Source organism: Cohnella sp. GbtcB17 (genome assembly GCF_019091135.1).
In the GTDB taxonomy this organism is placed as follows: Bacteria; Bacillota; Bacilli; order Paenibacillales; family Paenibacillaceae; genus Cohnella.
Map to the genome: position 1 here is coordinate 1 of NZ_JAGXJW010000016.1, position 17,308 is coordinate 17,308.

Annotated in this window: 9 protein-coding genes; 5 read left to right on the top strand and 4 right to left on the bottom strand. The window is 59.0% G+C overall.

What is annotated here, in order from left to right; all coding sequences use genetic code 11:
• Positions 1-109: 109 nt before the first annotated feature.
• On the bottom strand, positions 110-919 hold the full coding sequence (locus KVT38_RS10715) for an ABC transporter permease subunit (RefSeq protein ID WP_217593710.1): 810 nt from the start codon (positions 917-919) through the stop codon (positions 110-112).
• A complete protein-coding gene (locus KVT38_RS10720; protein WP_217593711.1) occupies positions 916-1,803 on the bottom strand; it encodes an ABC transporter ATP-binding protein in 888 nt (295 codons plus the stop codon). The genes KVT38_RS10715 and KVT38_RS10720 overlap by 4 nt, the downstream gene beginning before the upstream one ends.
• A gap of 158 nt (positions 1,804-1,961) precedes the next feature.
• On the opposite strand from KVT38_RS10720, the gene KVT38_RS10725 reads away from it, so the two are divergent.
• Positions 1,962-2,555 (top strand): TetR/AcrR family transcriptional regulator, encoded by a 594-nt coding sequence (locus KVT38_RS10725; RefSeq protein WP_217593712.1) that lies wholly within the window; start codon positions 1,962-1,964, stop codon positions 2,553-2,555.
• Between the two features lie 102 nt (positions 2,556-2,657).
• On the opposite strand, the gene KVT38_RS10730 is transcribed toward KVT38_RS10725, so the two are convergent.
• Positions 2,658-4,910, bottom strand: a complete 2,253-nt coding sequence (locus KVT38_RS10730; protein WP_217593713.1) for an AraC family transcriptional regulator — start codon at positions 4,908-4,910, stop codon at positions 2,658-2,660.
• Between the two features lie 232 nt (positions 4,911-5,142).
• Here KVT38_RS10730 and KVT38_RS10735 point away from each other — a divergent pair, with 232 nt between their 5' ends.
• From KVT38_RS10735 to KVT38_RS10750, 4 genes are all read left to right on the top strand, one after another.
• Positions 5,143-6,033, top strand: a complete 891-nt coding sequence (locus KVT38_RS10735; protein WP_217593714.1) for a carbohydrate ABC transporter permease — start codon at positions 5,143-5,145, stop codon at positions 6,031-6,033.
• Positions 6,034-6,094: 61 nt separating this feature from the next.
• Positions 6,095-7,699, top strand: coding sequence for an extracellular solute-binding protein (locus KVT38_RS10740; RefSeq protein ID WP_217593715.1), 1,605 nt, complete (start codon positions 6,095-6,097; stop codon positions 7,697-7,699).
• Between the two features lie 79 nt (positions 7,700-7,778).
• Positions 7,779-8,699: an ABC transporter permease gene (locus tag KVT38_RS10745; RefSeq protein WP_254639144.1), complete on the top strand. Its 921-nt coding sequence runs from the start codon at positions 7,779-7,781 to the stop codon at positions 8,697-8,699.
• Between the two features lie 110 nt (positions 8,700-8,809).
• A complete protein-coding gene (locus KVT38_RS10750; protein WP_217593716.1) occupies positions 8,810-15,484 on the top strand; it encodes a DUF4962 domain-containing protein in 6,675 nt (2,224 codons plus the stop codon).
• Between the two features lie 53 nt (positions 15,485-15,537).
• On the opposite strand, the gene KVT38_RS10755 is transcribed toward KVT38_RS10750, so the two are convergent.
• The gene (locus KVT38_RS10755) at positions 15,538-17,247 is read right to left on the bottom strand and encodes an S-layer homology domain-containing protein (RefSeq protein ID WP_217593717.1); all 1,710 of its coding nucleotides are present in this window, start codon (positions 17,245-17,247) and stop codon (positions 15,538-15,540) included.
• Positions 17,248-17,308: the final 61 nt, after the last annotated feature.

The window sequence follows — 17,308 nt, forward strand, 5'->3', positions numbered from 1 at the left end:
CCATCTGCAAGCGGCTCGTCGAGCTGATGGGCGGCGGCATCGAAGCCCGAAGCGAGGAAGGCGCGGGCTCTGTATTCCGGTTCACGCTGCTCGCTTCGTGCGATTCCGATTAAAGCGGCAGATCCCTCCGCCTGAACACCAGCACGGCTGCGCCGAACGAGGCGAGACCGATCGCCGCGAGCAGCGCGAAGCCGACCACGGGGAACGCCTCGCCGCCGACGATGTCGCCCGGCCTGTAAAGGGAAAAGATCGAGAGGTCGCGCATCCAGGCGATGCCGTCGCCGAGCTTGCCCAGCAAGTCGAGGCTGTAGAACCCGAAGACGATCGCCCCCGAGAGGCCGAGCGCCCGCTTCTCGTCGCTCGACGCGGCGGAGACGAGAAAGGCGATGCCCGCGACGGCGAAGAACATCAGGAAGGCGGCGGCGTTGAGCAGGACGAAGCGGCCGCCGTCGAACGCGTAGCGGTCCCCGAGCAGCCATGCCTTGCCGGCGAAGCCCGCGAGCGTCGTCGCGCCCAGGATGAGGAGCAGGCCGGAGACCAGTACGCACGCCTGGGTCAGCGCGATCCGAACCCGCGTCGTCGGCGTGGACAGCAGGTAGGCCATGGAGCCCCGGTCGATCATCCGTGCCATAAGCTGCGTCGAGAGCTGTACGCTGACGACCGCGAGGATGAGCACGAGGATGAGGCCGTAATATTCGCCCGAGATGAACGCCTCGGCGCTGTCGAACCCGTTCAAGCTGAAGGCTCTGCCCACGCCCTCCGGCATCGTCGCGACGATGTCGTCGAGGGCTTCGGTATTTTTGGCGATGCCGGGGTAGAGCCAGAACATGAGGAGAATGTAAAAGGCGGAGCCGATGGCATAATTAAGGAATCCCTTCAGGTTAACCCGCATCATCTGTTTGTACAGCGCCCCGCTCATGCCTCCGCCCCCTTCCGGTCATAGTAATCCATGAAGATATCCTCGAGATTTTGCGTGAAAAGGTCGATATTGCGGACGCGCCGCTTCGCCGCCTCCTCCGCGAACCTTCCGTAGTCCCCCTTCACCGCGACCCGCACGCGGCTGCCGTCCAGCGACTCCACGCGAAGGCCCGACCTCGCGAAGGCAGCCGCCTCTTCCGCGGTGTCGAAGGTGACCTCGAACAGCTTGCGCTGCATCCGCTGCAGCTCATGGATGTCCGCGATCGTCACGATCGCGCCGTCCTTGATGATCGCCGCCCGGTCGCACGTACGCTCGATCTCGGGGAAGCTGTGCGAAGACATCAGGAACGTCTTGCCCCTGGCCTTCTCCTCCAGCACGAGCTCGACGAACACCTTCTGCATGAGCGGATCGAGTCCCGACGTCGGCTCGTCCAGGATGACGACTGCCGGATCGTGCATGAACGCCGCGACGATGCCCACCTTCTGCTTCATGCCCTTGGACATTTTGCGGATCGGCGTATTCGCATCGAATTGCAGCCGTTCGATCAGCCGCTCCCTTCTCCCGCGATCCCGCACCCGCTGCATGCCGGACAGAAAATCGAGGAATTCGCGCCCGGTCATCCCTTCGATGAAGGCGATCTCTCCCGGCAAATAACCGATTCCCGACTGCACCTCGCCCTGCCGCAGCCACGTGTCCATGCCGTTTACGATCGCGCGTCCGCGGTCCGGCTTCATGAAGCCCATGATCTGCCGGATCGTGGTCGATTTGCCCGCGCCGTTCGGTCCCAGAAACCCGAACACCTCTCCCCGCCGAACCGAGAAGGACACGTCTCTAATGCCTTTGCCATTCTTAAAGGTCTTCGTCAAATGCTCCACCGTCAGCATAACGGCGCCTCCAGTCGAAAGTTATGAAATTTTATTCCGTCTATATTTCATATGTTATACTAGACCCGGAAGATGACTGCGTCAACGATTTTGTGAAATATTTATACATTTATATTTCATATCTTTGCCCAAATTGCGGAAGAGGGAGCGGCATGCGCATGAACGGGTTCGAGAAAAGAGCGCGGCAAATCAAAGAAAGAATCCGCGGCGCGACGCTGGAAATATTGCGGGAAGCGGGTCCCGGCAAGCTGCGCATCGCCGACCTGTCCAAGCGGGCCGGCGTCTCGCAGGTTACGATCTACAACTACTTCGGCAGCAAGGAAGCGCTGGTCCGGGACACGTTCAAATCTTACATGGACAGTGCAGTCGAGGCGTTCGAGGCTTACATGCGCGAAGGACATTCGTTGCGCGAGCAGATCGCCCATATTCTGCAGCTGGAGAAAGATTCGTACCGCGATTTTCCGCCGGGCCTGATTAAAGAGATGCTGGCGGAGGACGCGGAGCTGGCTGGGTATATCGAGACGTTGTACAAGGAAAGGACCGTTCCCTGGACCGTGCGCATCATCGAAGAAGGCAAAGCGGCCGGCGAGATCTCGGACAGCGTTAGCGCGGAGCACGTGTTGGCCTTTATCCAGTTGTACATGAACCAATATCAAACGCTGTTGGAGATGGCGGAGCGCAGCGAGGACAAGGACAGCTTCCTGGAGGGAATGGTCCATATGTTCTTCTACGGGATTTGCGGGAAGGAATAGCGCGCGTCGCGCAGGACGGAACCCGATTGACGAACCGGCCTCCGTTAATCGATGATACTGCTATCGATCGATACGGATGCCCAAAGGCAAGAAAGGAGCCGTTCAGTTCCCCACCTGCCGGTACTCCGCCGGCGTCAGCCCGGTATATTTCTTGAACACCTTGTAGAAATAAGTGCTGTTGTTGTACCCCGTCTTCTGCGAGATCTCCTCGATCGAATGCGGCGTGGCGACGAGCAGCTCCTTGGCCCGCTCCACGCGATACTCGTTCAAATAATCCGGCACCGACTTCAACGTGAGCTTTTTGAAAATACGGCCGAGATACGCGGGAGACATATCGAGCATCTCCGCGATCTTGTACAGCGACAGCTCCCGGTCGGCATACTGCTGCCGGATAATGTCGTCGATCGAAGCGATCAGGTTATCGTGCTTCGCATTGTTTTTCTTTTCCCGGAAGCCCTGGCACAGCTGGTCGATCAGCTCGCCGAAGTGATCGCGGACGTCCTGCAGCGTCTCCAGCAGGTGCATCCGCTGGACGAAGGCGCCGAAGTCGTAGTCCGCCGCCGCGCCGGAGCCCTTGTCCATATAAGCCGTCGCCGAGCTGATCGAGAAGGCAAGCTGGTTGAACAGCATGTTGTATACGAGATAAACGGGCGGATCGACGCAGCGGACGATCTCGTCGAACCGCTTCCTGGCTTCCTCGGCTTTGCCCAGCTTAAGCGTCTCCAGCATATTGTGCTCGAGCGTGGCCGGATAAATGAAGGCCGCGGTCGCCTGCGGCCGATGCCGACGGCCGTGCAGCAAGCAGCGATAGCCCTCGGTGAACTTGAACTCCCATTGCAGGTGCGCCTCCTCGTACAAGTCGGACACCTCCGCGAGACCGTCGCCGACCCGGCTGACGGACGCGGACAACGACAGGCGCAAATACCGCTCGGTCGCGTCCTGAACGCGCCTGACGGCTTCGTGGACCGACGACTCGGCCAGCGCGCCGCCGTTCGCGAGGACGGCGATCGTCTTCTCGTCCATATCGACGCACTCGCGGGCGCCGCCCATCGCGGCGAAGCACTCGGAGGCGATATTCATGACGCCGTACTTCAGGAGCACCCGGTCGTTGAACGGATACCGGCCGGCGAACGCGTCGAACCGGTCGATCACCAGCAGGACGACGACGAAGTCCCCGGCGGGGTCGAAGGCGATATCGAGCGTCTTCATCTCGGATTCCAGGTTAGGCTGCCACCGGTGTCCGCCGTAACGAAGCAGCTGACGCATAAAGTTCTGCCGCAGCTGGTAGTCGTTGTTTCGCTTCTCCTTCATCAGCGCGTTGAGCCGGGCGAGCACCTTCTCGATCGGCTTGTAGAGCGATTTGGACAAGAAAAAGGATACGCTTACCCCCAGCAGGAGGATGATGAAGCACACGATCAGCACGGTCTTCTTCATCGTATCGATTTTCCCCATGATCGTGTCGTAAGGCAGCACGCGCATGAAGATCCATCCGGTCGCCTCATGCTTGGAATAGACGACGAGCGAGCGGGCTCCTTCCACGTCGCCGACGAAGTAGCCGGTCTCGTACGCCGAAGAACCGCTCAAGGCTTGCTTGACATAAGGCTTGCCGCTCAAATTTTCGAGAAACGGAAACGTCTCGGTACTGGTCACGAGCGTCCCCTTGCCGTCGACGACGAACGTCGACCCGTTCTGATTGCGGTCCAGGCTCGCGATCGCGTCCTTCATCCAGCTCTCGGGCACGTTCAGCATGACCATATTATCGATATCGCGGGACGCGCCCTGCAGATCGTAGAAGACGAACGTGTATACGTTGGCCGTCTTCGAGTCCTTAATAGGCGTCGGGACCGGGAGGATTCGCGGGATCGGAGCGAGACGCTTGTAATCGCCGAACCGCTCAACCAGACTGCGCGCATCGGCATCATAGAAGTCGCTATACGCCTGTACTGCGTTAACGGACGACTTGGAAGCGGTATAGAACGTTTTTGAGTTCCTGCTATAAATGTAGATCGAGTGGAAGGAATAGTTCACGTTCAGATAGGTATTGAGCCGGCTTAGCGCGGTGTTCGTCTCCATCACGGTGCCTGGGGACGCATAGTGAAGCAGCTTGTCCAGCTGGGGATCGGCATAGATCTGAAGCGCATAGTTGGTCGAGTAGTCGATCATCGACTTGGCGCCGTAGCTCGTCTGTGCCAGGCTGCTCTTCTCCGAGGCATAGATGTTGGACAGGGCGATCTTCTCGAAGCTCGCGTACAACGCAAGAGACAACGTCGCGATGGTGAGGACGATGCACACGCAAAACGAGAGAAAGATCTTGGCGTAAAGCTTGTTGGAGGTGCGGGCCTCGGCGGGGTTCATCGGAAGTCCAGGCTCCTTCGTCGGGCGGTCATGTGCTCATTATTATAATGAATAACGCGGCGACAAGTAAGGAAATGTGCAAAAAGTGTAGCGCAAATACAATTCGTATAGCACCTTTCGCAAAAAAGTAGAGTCGATTCGCGAGTTTGTTAAGTATACGAAGAGCCCTTGCCGCGTCTAGTATGGAATCAGGAAATCGATTGTCCCCAGCAACGGACGGACGGAGGGCTTCATGGAGAAAAAAGCGCAAATAGAAATGTATTCGTTTCAGATCGTCGGCTATGTATTGATCTCGTTGTTCGCGGCCTTGTGCCTGATTCCGTTTCTCATGATCGCGGCCGGTTCCTTCACGGAGGAGTCCCATATCGTGAAAAACGGCTACAGCCTCTTCCCGAGCGCCTTTTCTTTAGAGGCGTACGCGCTCATCTTCAAAAATCCGAAGCAGATCTTCGGCGCCTACGAGATCACGTTGCTCGTCACCGCGGTAGGCACGCTGGCCGCGCTGCTGCTGACGACGATGACGGCTTACGTCCTTCAGCGCAAGGACTTTGCCATGCGCAACGCGTTCGCTTTCTATTTTTTCTTCACGACGCTGTTCTCCGGTGGCCTTGTGCCTTGGTACATCCTGATCGTCAAGTACCTGGGCTGGAAAGATTCGGTGCTCGCCTTAATCGTGCCTTCCCTGCTCAACGTGTTCTATATCATCATCATGAGAGCGTTCATCAGCTCGACGATTCCCGACGCGATCAGCGAGTCGGCCAAGACCGACGGCGCCGGGGACTTCCGGATCTTCGCGTCGATCATCCTGCCGCTCAGCAAGCCCGCGCTCGCGACGATCGGACTGTTCATCGCGCTCCACTACTGGAACGACTGGTATCTTGCCACCCTGTTCATCAACAAGGAACATTTATATCCGCTGCAATACTTTCTCTATAAAATTCTAAGCAGCATCGCGTTCGCCAACTCGTCGGTGGCGCAGCAGGGCTCGTTCGTCGTCGACGCGCCGAAGGAGTCGTTCAAGCTGGCCATGACGGTCGTCGCGACCGGCCCGATCGTGCTGCTGTATCCTTTCGTGCAGAAGTACTTCATCCAGGGCATCACGATCGGCGCCGTCAAAGGATGAATCCGGCCGCAAGCCGGTTTATCGCATATAAACAATAGGATCTGAAGGGGTGCGTGCGTCAATGATGAAAGGATCGAAAGCGCTGATGGCCGCCGGGCTGGCGGCGGCAGTACTGGCCGGTTGTTCGTCCAACTCGGGCAGCAATTCCTCGGCTTCGCCCACGGCGAGCGAGAGCGGGAGTCCATCCGCAAGTCCAAGTGCAAGTCCAAGTGCAAGTCCAAGCGCAAGCGCGTCGCCTGAGGCGGCCAAGCCGGATACTTCCAAAGAAGTGAAGCTCAAGATGTACCTGATCGGGGACGCGCCCAAGGACCTCGGGCTCGTGTACGACGAGGTCAACAAGCTGATGAAGAAAGACATCAACGCCACGGTCGAGCCGATGTTCCTGTCGTGGGGGGATTACGTCCAGAAGTACCCTCTGCTGTTCGCGACGGGCGAAGAATTTGACCTGGTCTATGCCGCCAACTGGAACAAGTACGGGGAACAGGCGAACAAAGGGGCCTTCCTTGAACTCACGCCGGAGTTGCTGAACACGTACATGCCGCAGACGATGAAGGAGATGCCGCCGGAAGCCTGGGAGCAGGCGAAGGTGAAGGACAAGATCTACATGGTGCCGTCCTCGTACAAAGGATTCTCCCATGTCGTCGTCGGCGTGCGCGGCGATCTGCGCGAAAAGTACGGCATTCCGGAGCTGAAGACGGTCGACGACTTCGAAAAGTATCTGGACGCTGTCGCTAAAAACGAGCCGAGCCTGGTCCCGTTCGATGCAGGCGCAAGCACCTATGCGACCGGAGATTTAATCATCAACACCAAGTTCACGCCCAAGCTTATCATCGGCAGCTCGGGCGTCTCGGTCGACCTGAAGGACCTGTCCGGCAAGCTGATCGACATCTCTCAGACGCCGGAATACATGGAATACGCCAAGAAAATGGCTGATTGGAACAAAAAGGGCTACTGGTCCAAAAACGCGCTGCTCAACAAAACGCCGATCAAGGACTCGTACCTGGCCGGCAAGAGCGCATCCATGGCCGGCAACCTCCTAGATATGAGTCTTAGCGTCGCGACCGCCAATCAGAACCATCCCGAATGGAAGACCGAGCTGTTCGACCTGTACAACGGGGCAGCCACCTTCGTCAATCCGTATATTGGCGACGGCATGGCCATCAACGCCAACTCGAAAAACCCCGAGCGTGCGCTCATGGCGCTCGATCTGCTGCGCAACAATGAAGCCTACTTCAACTTGACGACGTACGGCATCGAAGGCAAGCACTACAAAATGACGGCCGACGGCAAGGTACAGGCGCTCGGCGGCTCGGAATCCGGCTTCAAGGTCGACTCCGGTTCGCCGTGGGGATGGAAGACAGCCGCGCTGTATAAACCGCTGTCGGACCAGCCGCCGGAATTCAAGGAAATCCAGGAGGCCTGGACGAAGACCGCCGTCAGTAACCCGTTGCTCAACTTCGTTTTCGACACGACGAACGTGAAGAACGAATTGGCTGCGCTTAAAAACATCGCGGACCAGTACCGGACGCCCATCACGCTCGGGGTTGTAGACGATCCCGTCGCAGCGGTGAATACGATGAACGCCAAGTACAAGGAAGCCGGTCTCGAGAAGGTCGTGGCCGAGGCGCAAAAGCAAATCGACGCTTTCCTGCAGAGCCAAAAATAACAAGCTGAAGAGGACGGGAGAGACGCGGTGCCGCTAAGCCCGACGTCTCTCCCGTTTCGTTTGACTGGAGGAGATTACCTTGCACCCTAAAAGAATATGGCGCGACCTGCGCAACAACCGCACGCTATACTGGATGATCTTGCCGTCCGTCGTGTTCTTCTTCGTGTTCTGCTATTTCCCGATGGCCGGCATGATCGTGGCATTCAAAGGCTATTCGTACACGAACGGTATTTTCGGCAGCCCTTGGGTGGGCTTCGACAACTTTCAATTTTTCTTTCAATCCGGCAAGGCATGGCTCGTGACGAAAAACACGGTTCTCTACAATCTGGTATTCATGGTCGTAAACAACCTGCTCGAAATCACGATCGCGATCGTGCTTTTCGAGCTCGCCGGCAAGTATTTCAAGAAGTTTTTGCAGTCCGTCATCTTTCTGCCCTACTTTATCTCCTGGGTGGTCGCCGGCGCCATCGTATACAACCTGTTCAACTACGAGTTCGGCGCGATCAATACGTTCCTCAAGTCGATCGGCGTCTCGCCGGTCAACTTCTACAACAATCCCGATCTGTGGCCATATATTCTCGTTTTCTTCAGCGCCTGGAAGTCCGTCGGCTACGGTACCGTCGTCTATCTGGCGACGATCGCCGGGATCGACAGGGAGATGTACGAGGCGGCCAAGATCGGCGGCGCCAACGTCTATCAGCGCATCCTTCGCATCACGGTGCCTTCGATCGTCCCGACGATCGTCGTGCTTCTGCTGCTCAAGGTGAGTCAGATCGCCAGAGGCGACTTCGGCATGTTCTACCAGTTGATCGGTGGCAACGGACCGCTGTACGACAAGACGGACGTCATCGACACGTACTCGTTCCGCGCGCTGCTCGATCTGCAGGAGTTCGGGATGGCGGCCGCGGTAGGCTTGTATCAGTCCGTGCTCTGCTTCGCGATCATCCTGATCACGAACGAATCGGTCAAGCGGGTCCGCAGGGACAGCGCGCTGTTCTGAACGGTCGTCTTATTAAAGGAGGTGAGGCGGAGGTCGGAAGATTGGAGTTGGCAAGGAATAGCTGGCTGCAAGAAACCGCAACAAATCGATAAGGGAGCTGATCGTTGAAGATGATGGGTCAAACGATGAAAAGAAGACTCGCGCTAACGATGGTATTCGTATGGGTGCTCGGCTGCTTCGCCAATTTCCCGTTCGCCAAGCTGCCTGCTGCTTCGGCCGCTTCAGCCTGGCCGACAGAACTGATGTCCGGCAACAACCTTCCCTTCCGGCCCGGCGACGGGCTCGTCACGACGCAGAATCCGCCGGACTTCAGCTGGCCGGCCGTACCCGGATCGGATCAGTATCAACTGCAGGTGGGCCGCAGCGCGTCCGTCGCCGATGCGGTGTACGAGCAGACGCTCGAAGATAACTTTTACAACTTCCCTGATATATTTGGTGCCGGTACGTGGTATTGGCATGTCCGCTATCATACGGATGCCGATGGCTGGTCCGCGTGGAGCGACGCCCGCAGATTCCGGATCGAAGAGGATTATGTTCCCTTCAAGGTCCCCACGGTCGATCAGCTAATCAACAAGATCGGCACCGCGCACCCGCGCATCTGGACGAACGAATCGACGTTCAATGACTTCAAGGCGCTGAGCACGACGCCGGGACCGGCGCAGACCTTTTACCAGGGTGTCTACAATGGCGTGATCAAGGACGTATTATGCACGCCGACGGCGGCGGAACCGAATAAATGCAAATTCGTCGAGCCGATCTGGACCGCGACGACCAATGACCGAACGTCGCAGGAATACATCGACGCGACGATCGCGATCCGCAAATATACGGAGCCGCTCATGAGCAAGATGTTGAACGCGGCCTTCGTCTATTTGCTTACGGATAACGCCGCGGTCGGACAGTATGCGAAGGCAAGACTGCTTGAAGTCGCCGCCTGGGATCCGTCCGGGGCGACGAGCTACGAGCACCAGGATCAGGTATTCCGCCTCATCGCGCTCAACAGTGCGATGGCTTACGACTGGCTGTACGGCGTCCTCAGCCCGACCGAGAAGCAGGCGGTTCAGGATATGATCCACGTCCGCACCTCTAAGATGATGAGCGAGCTCGTCGACGACCATCCGATCCAGAGCAGCCCGTTCAACTCGCACGGCTGGACGGCGTTCGGATATATCGGCGTCATCGCCACCGCGATGCTGGGGGATCTCGAAGACGCAGACGACTGGTTCCGCAAGGTCGTGCCCGCCTATATCAACCTCCTGCCCCCTTGGGGCGGAGAGAATGGCGGCTGGTCCCAGGGAACCGGCTACTGGCAGTGGTCCAGTCTATATTCCAAAGAATTCACGGACGTTCTGCTGAGCGCCAGCGGCTTCGACCTCTACGATAAAGCCTATTCGCGCAACGAAGGATGGTATCCGCTGTACGCGTTCCCCAAAGGGTCTCCAAAGGGCGTCTTCGGACACGACAGTGAATACGCGCCGGGAGGACCGAGCGAGACGATCTACAACCGACTCGCGCAGAAGTATCAGGACCCTCGGCTGCAGTGGGCGGCCCAGACGATCGGTGCGGGCATGAACGGGCAGCTTTACAACTATTTCTATGGAGACGACGATCTGGACATGAGGCCGCCGGTAGACCTGCCTGACGCCAGATGGTTCCAGGACATCGGACTCGTGACGATGCACTCGGAGCTGTACGATCCGGACCGGGTGTCCCTCTACTTCAAGTCCAGTCCGTACGGATCCTACAACCATAGCTTGGCAGATCAGAACAGCTTCATTCTGAACGCCTTCGGCGAATCGCTGGCCGTCGAGGCCGGCTTCTACGATTCCTACGGGAGCGTCCACGACAAGTACTTCGCGAAGCAAACTTTGGCCGCGAACGCGATCACGATTGACGGCAAACAAGGGCAAGCCTACGACAGTCTGGACGCGGACGGCAAGATCGTGAGCTTCGTCACGCACCCGGACTTCGACGCCACGACCGGCGCAGCCGCGCCGGCCTATGCAGGCAAGCTGACCGAAGCGAACAGGAGCATCGTTTACGTCCGGCCGGACGCATTCGTCGTAATAGACAAGCTGAAGACGGCGAATCCGGCGGGTTCGAAGTTCGAATGGCGCCTGCATGCCGACGACGAACTCGTCATCGACGAGGATCAATCCGGCGCGACGATCCGGAAAAGGGAGGCCGCGCTGAAGGTTCGCATTCAGGCGCCCGCAGGGCTGACCGCAACGCTCGAGAACGAGTATCTCGACGAAGAAGGCATCGTGCGGAATCCATCCTCGAGCTTCGCGGATAAAAGGCAGCTGCATGCGGCCTTTACTACGGAGCAGACGCCTGCCGCCACCTTCGTGTCCACCATGGAGGCATACAAGGTAGGAACGGCGCCTGCGGAGGTCGCGTCCGAAAACCACGGCACCTATGAGAAGCTGACGTTCGAGGATGGCTCCGTCGTCTACGCTCGGCTCGCGGAGAGCGGCGAGATCGACGCCGGCACCATCAAGTTCGACGGTACGGCTGCCGCGGTGAAGGGCGACACCGTCCTGCTCGTAGACGGTACGAAGCTTGTCAAGGACGGCGTCACGATCATTCAGAACGACCAGCCGGCGACGGTCGTATACGGCGATGACCGGTTGTCCGTGTCCGGTCCGTCGGATACGAAGGTCAGCCTTCATGCGCCGGAGGTCGCGCGTCTGCGCGAGGCGGACACCGGCGCGGACATCCCTCAGGGTGGCGCTGTGGCGGAGGCGGTCGGCCTGCGCGGCGCGCAATGGGATAAATCCGGAGACACGATCACCCTTCACGTCGAAAAAGGCCAGCGCGCCTTCAAGCTGAACGACGCGCCGATGCCGTATTCGATGGAGCCGGTCACCGTAACGACCGAGATCGACGGGGAGCAAGCAGAGAAGACGCTGCAAGTATACACGGATACGGAAGGCGTGCCCGTCGCTTGGGGCAAGCTCGGCAACACCGCCGGCCTGTACCACGTGACAGAAGCGCCGGAGGGCTTTGTATTCGATCGGCACGGCGCGCCGAAATACGTCTATCTGGAAGAGAATGCTTCCTTCATCATACGAGGAGCGCTTGGGCCCGTGAAGCTGACCAAGGTCGGCGGCGATGACGTCGCACCTACCGAAGTTTGGGTGGATCCGGAGGATGCGAGGAACAAATTGTCCTTCGATTGGGTCGAGGCCGAGACGTATACGTATGCCACGCCGAACGTGGGCATTTACACGAACCGTCCGTTCTTGTCGGGCGGCAAGGGCGTGGGCAACTGGGGGTCGGTAGGTCAAAAAATCGAATGGACCTTGAACGTGCCGAAGGCAGGCACCTACGACTTGGTGCTTAAATACGTGGCGGGCTTTGCCAACGGCCAAACCGTCACGAACCGCAGCTTGATGATCGGCGGCGAAGGGATGGCATTCACGGCTCCGCCGACGCTGAATTCGAACGGCCAGCCAGATGTTGGCTCGCAGCCCGAGTATTGGCGCGGGCTCCGGGTCAAGCTCGGGAAGCAGCTTCCTGCAGGCCTGGTCGACCTCACGATGTACAACGATAAAGGCGGGATGAATCTGGACTGGATCGGCCTCATCGAACGCAAGGACGATGAAGTACGCCCCGCGACGCCCGGCGGTCTCCATGTCGTCTCGCAGACGGACACGTCGGCGACGGTCGCCTGGAGCGCTTCGACGGATAACGTCGCCGTCGACGGATACGCCGTCTACGTGGACGGCGTCAAGAAAAAGACCCTGACTGCAGGTACGCTGACCGCGACGATCGAAGGGCTCGCAGCAGGCAAGACGTATGCCTTCAAGGTCGAGGCGACGGACACGAGCGGCAACCGTTCGCAGCCCGCGGCGCTAAGCGTCACGATGCAGGACGGGACGGCGCCCGTGTGGGGCGAAGCAGCCCTCCGACCCGTTCATCTGTTCCCGAACGCGGTCCGGCTGGCCTGGGCCCCCGCGACCGACAACTCGGGCGCGGTGACCGCGTACGAGATTTACCGGCAGGACACGGGACAATCGGCATCTACGAAGATCGCTACCGTAAGCGGCAGCACGTATGGCTACGACGCGATCGGTTTGCAGGCGGGAAGCGGCTATACGTTCCAAGTGCAAGCGCTGGACGGGCAAGACAATAGGACGACCGACGGTCCGGGCTTGGCGGTCACGCTGCCTCAAGCGGGCGAATCCGGCGATTACTACGAACCGTTCGACGACAAACCGGTCGGCGATATGTTAAGCGGCAGCGGCTGGACGGTGGATAAGAGAGCCGAGACATCGGTCGCGATCCAAGCGCTGCCGGACGCGGGCGGCCAGGCGCTGGCGCTGACGGATCAGTACGCGCCATCTGCCGACAATACGACCGAGAGTCCGGTCATACTGCGGTCGAACGCGGGGATTGCCGGGAAGGTAACGTTCGAGACCAAGTTCATGTACAAGAAGGTGGACGCCAACAGCATCGGCAACTTCGAGCTGTGGCTGCGCGGCAGCGGCAAAGACGTCGCGAGGTTCAACGGCTTCACGGACGGTACGGTCGGCTATTGGACCATGGCTGGCGGTACGCTCAAAAATGTCAGAATCCCGGGGCCTTCTCTCTTCCTGCTGCCGAACGACAAATGGATCACGCTCCGCGTCGATCTGGATACGGCGACCAAGACGTTCGACGTTACGTTCCAGACGGACGCGCTCAAGGGCTATGCTGGCGCTTCCCCGGCTGCGCCGGCATCGCTTGACCGGGCGACAGGCACCTACAAGGTCAGCGGCGTTCCTTTCTACAACAACAATGCGACGACGGCCATCGATACGTTCCGCTTCAGTACGTTCAAGTCGACGAGTAAGTTCTTGTTCGACTACGTGACGCTGTTCAAAAACGCGCCGGTCGACGCTACGGCGCCCGCATGGGGAGAGGCGGCCGCGCTCCGCGCAAATCATTTGTTCCCGACGACGGCCAGACTGGATTGGGATCCGGCAACGGACGATTCGGGCAGCGTGCACGCGTATTCGATCTATCGCAAGGAAGCCGCGCAGTCTAACTTCACGAAGGTCGCTTCGGTGAGCGGCAGCACGTACGGCTACGACATGACCGGTCTGCAGGCGGGCGGCACCTATACGTTCCGGGTCGAGGCGGCGGATGCGACGGGGAATGCATCGAGCAATGGCCCGACTGTGACCGCGACGCTGCCTGCCGCGGCGGCGGGCGGCGATTACTATGATTCGTTCGACGACAAGCCCATCGGGAACATGACGAGCGGCGGCGGCTGGACGGTGAGCATAAGAGACGGAACGTCGGTCTCGATCGAAGCGCTGCCGGACGCCCAGGGCAACGGACTCCGGCTGACCGACAACTATGCGCCGTCGAATACGGACACGACGGAAAGTCCAGTGGCGCTCCGGTCGAACGCGGCGCTTGCCGGCAAGCTGACGTTCGAGACGAGGTTCATGTTCGGAAAAGTGAACAGCGACATCGGCAACTTTGAGCTGTGGCTGCGCGGCGGCGGCAAGGACGTCGTGCGCTTCAACGCCTTCTCGGACGGCACGTTCGGATACTGGAAGCCCGGCGGCACGGCGCCGACTCCCGTCAAGATTCCTAAGGCTGCCGGCATCCAACTGCCGCGCGATGCGTGGGTCACGCTTCGGTTCGATCTGGATACGGAATCGAAGACGTACGACCTTACCGTACAGACGGGTGCGCTCAAAAATTACGCAGGCACGGTGGATGCACCGGGCACGGTGGACGCTGCCGTCGGCATCTATCGCGCGACTGGCATTCCGTTCTACAACGGCACGGCGTCCTCGGTCGACGCCTTCCGGTTCAGCTCCTTCAGGTTCACCGGCATGTACACGCTCGACTACGTGACGCTGTACAAGAAAGCCGAGACGCAGGCAGACGCCGTCAAGGTCTCGCTGAAGGACAGCTTGGGCCAGCCCCTCAGCGGGGCCGTCGTGTCGTACTATGACGGCGGCTGGAAGGACTTCGGCGTCACCGGCGCCTCCGGCTCGATCACCAAGTCCCTGCCGGACAAGAGCTATTCCTTCGCGGTCTCGTATGAAGGCACCCGGAGCCAGAAGGATCAGAATACGGGGGACAACGCGAACGTCGTCTTCCAGACGAAACGCGTCAAGGTGCAGCTCAAAGACAGCGCAGGTCAGCCGCTCGGGGGCAGCGCTCCGGTCAGCTATTATGCGGACGGCTGGCGGACATTCGGCACGACGAGCGGCGGCGAGGCCGGCAAGGAGCTGCTGCCCGGCAACTATACGTTCAACTTGTCGTTCGAAGGCGCCTATCAAAGCAAGACGCAGGATGTCGGCAACGACCCGAACGTGGTTTTCCAGACCGCTAGCGTCAAGGTGCGGCTGGAAGACAGCGAAGGTCAGCCGCTCGATGGCGGCGAAGCAAGTTACTATATGGACGGCTGGCATTCGTTCGGCGCCTTGACCGGCGGCGAAGCGACAAAGGAGCTGCTGCCTGTGAACTATACGTTCAGCGTGTCGTACGAAGGCGCGAACCTGAGCAAGCAGCAGGACGTGGGGACGAACGCGAGCATCGTCTTCCAGGCGACGGATGTCGCGGTCCATCTCAAGGACGGCCAAGGGAATCCGGTCGCTAGCGGCGAGGCGAGCTTCTACGCGGGCGGCTGGCGAACGTTCGGCACGACGGACGCAGGCGGCGAGGCTAGCAAAAAGCTGCTGCCGGGCAATTATACATTCGCGATGACCTACGACGGCAAGATCACATCGCTCACGCAGGATACGTCGGTCTCGCCTACGGTCACATTCGAAGTTTAATCGTACCGTCGCAACACGCCCTTCAGTGCGCTGAAGGGCGTGTTTATTATCCTTTATTCGCTGAACATCTTGACGTGCAGCAGCAATCGCTTCAGAACGACGGCCGCTTCGGCTCTTGTCGTCCGAGCCTCCGGGTGGAAGGCGTTGCGCGCGTCGCCTTCCATGATTCCGACAGCCGCGATATCAGCTATATCATCCATTGCCCAATCCGCTATCTGCGTCCGGTCAATAAACGGGAGAACCGTTTGGCTTCGGTCCGCGTTAGCGATCGGCTTATTCGCGTAGCTTGCCGCCCGCTTGAGGACAACGGCCAATTCCTGTCTGGTGATGTGCGCATCAGGCCGGAAGCTTCCATCGGGATAGCCGGTGACCAGACCTGCGTCCGCGGCAGACTGGACGGCCGTCCCGTACCATTGTCCGTCAACATCGCTGAACGCCCCTTTGCCGGTGACAGGATTCAGCGCCAGCACCCGCATCAGCAACGTGGCGAACTCGGCGCGGGTGACAGGCTTGTCAGGCTCGAAGCTTAACTCGGATGTTCCGCGAACCAGCAGCTTGTTTGCCATCGTTTCTACAGTCGTTCGGCTCCAGTGACCTTCGAGATCGGCAAAGTGTTTATCCGTTGTCACGAGGGTATAAGCGCTGTTGCCTTTCCGGTACAAGTCGGCGACGGTCTTCCCGTCGACGATACGAAATACCGTAGGCACCGGCAGCAGCTCGCCGGTCACCGGATCGATATAGACACCAGTCGTTTGACCGGGATCGACGTCAGAGCCAAGCTCGAAAGAGCGGGGAACATAAGTTGCGAACTTAGTCAACGGAAGGGACCGTCCATCCGGCATGACTGCGGTCACTTCGAATTCCACCGGGTCCATCAAAAGCTTGGAGCCGACGTTCGCAGCGCTGCGCTCCGCTTGATTCTTTTGCTCGGGGGCAGCTTCGGCTACGGTGATTCTTATTTCTGCTTTAGCGGCGTCGGCTCCTAATTGTGCAAGAAGCTCCGGCGCGGATAATTCGCTAAGAGGCAGCGAATACGTCACATGGCCTGCTTGAAGCGCGAGGACAGCGGCCGGATTCTGCTTGGCCCAGGATTGAAGCAAGGCCAGCGGAGCCTGCACGGGGCCGTTCGCGGCAATCGCGATGCGGCCGGATTCCACTTGGCCTTTTCCATCCGCCTCGCTAACATTTCTAGGCTTGCCCGGATTGTTCCCGTTCCCGGTACCGCTACCTGTACCGTTGCCATTCCCATTTCCATTGCCGTTTCCGTTGCCATTCCCATTCCCGTTACCATTCCCGTTCCCGCTATCGTTGTCCGGCGCGACTTGAACGGTGATCGTTTGATTCACCTCGTGAACCGTCGGATTTAGGGCGGGATCAAGCGTTTTGACGCGAACCAGCTTGATGCTCGCCGTTCCTTCGGCATTTGCCGTAAAGGAAAATCGGGCAAGCGTCCTCGAACCGTTTTCCCCGGCGGCTGTCCCGAATTTCGTTGAACCGTAGCGCAGCATATCGTTATCCAGGTAAGAAGCCGATGATCCCCCAGGCAAGTTGTCCGTCCCGCGATCAAAGGTCACGCCCGATGACAGCTCGACGATCACTTCGTAAGCGTACAGTTCTTTGAGGTTCGTCCCATCGATGGACACTATAAAGCTGCCGCCTTTTTTCACGGCAGTCGTTGACGGCTTCATACTGAACGCTGTCTGTCCCTCCGCTGCATCAACCGAGGTCCCTTGAAATAAATAGGTCATCACCAGAACAAACATAAGGGCCGCTCTCCCTACTACCCCTTTGTTTCTCATATAATCCTCCTCAAAATGAGATTCG

Bases quoted from the DNA above. Each gene is read 5' to 3' on its own strand.
- KVT38_RS10735 (WP_217593714.1), top strand. From the start codon at position 5,143: ATGGAGAAAAAAGCGCAAATAGAAATGTATTCGTTTCAGATCGTCGGC.
- KVT38_RS10725 (WP_217593712.1), top strand. From the start codon at position 1,962: ATGAACGGGTTCGAGAAAAGAGCGCGGCAAATCAAAGAAAGAATCCGC.
- KVT38_RS10720 (WP_217593711.1), bottom strand. From the start codon at position 1,803: ATGCTGACGGTGGAGCATTTGACGAAGACCTTTAAGAATGGCAAAGGC.
- KVT38_RS10755 (WP_217593717.1), bottom strand. From the start codon at position 17,247: ATGTTTGTTCTGGTGATGACCTATTTATTTCAAGGGACCTCGGTTGAT.
- KVT38_RS10740 (WP_217593715.1), top strand. From the start codon at position 6,095: ATGATGAAAGGATCGAAAGCGCTGATGGCCGCCGGGCTGGCGGCGGCA.
- KVT38_RS10715 (WP_217593710.1), bottom strand. From the start codon at position 919: ATGAGCGGGGCGCTGTACAAACAGATGATGCGGGTTAACCTGAAGGGA.
- KVT38_RS10750 (WP_217593716.1), top strand. From the start codon at position 8,810: ATGATGGGTCAAACGATGAAAAGAAGACTCGCGCTAACGATGGTATTC.
- KVT38_RS10730 (WP_217593713.1), bottom strand. From the start codon at position 4,910: ATGAACCCCGCCGAGGCCCGCACCTCCAACAAGCTTTACGCCAAGATC.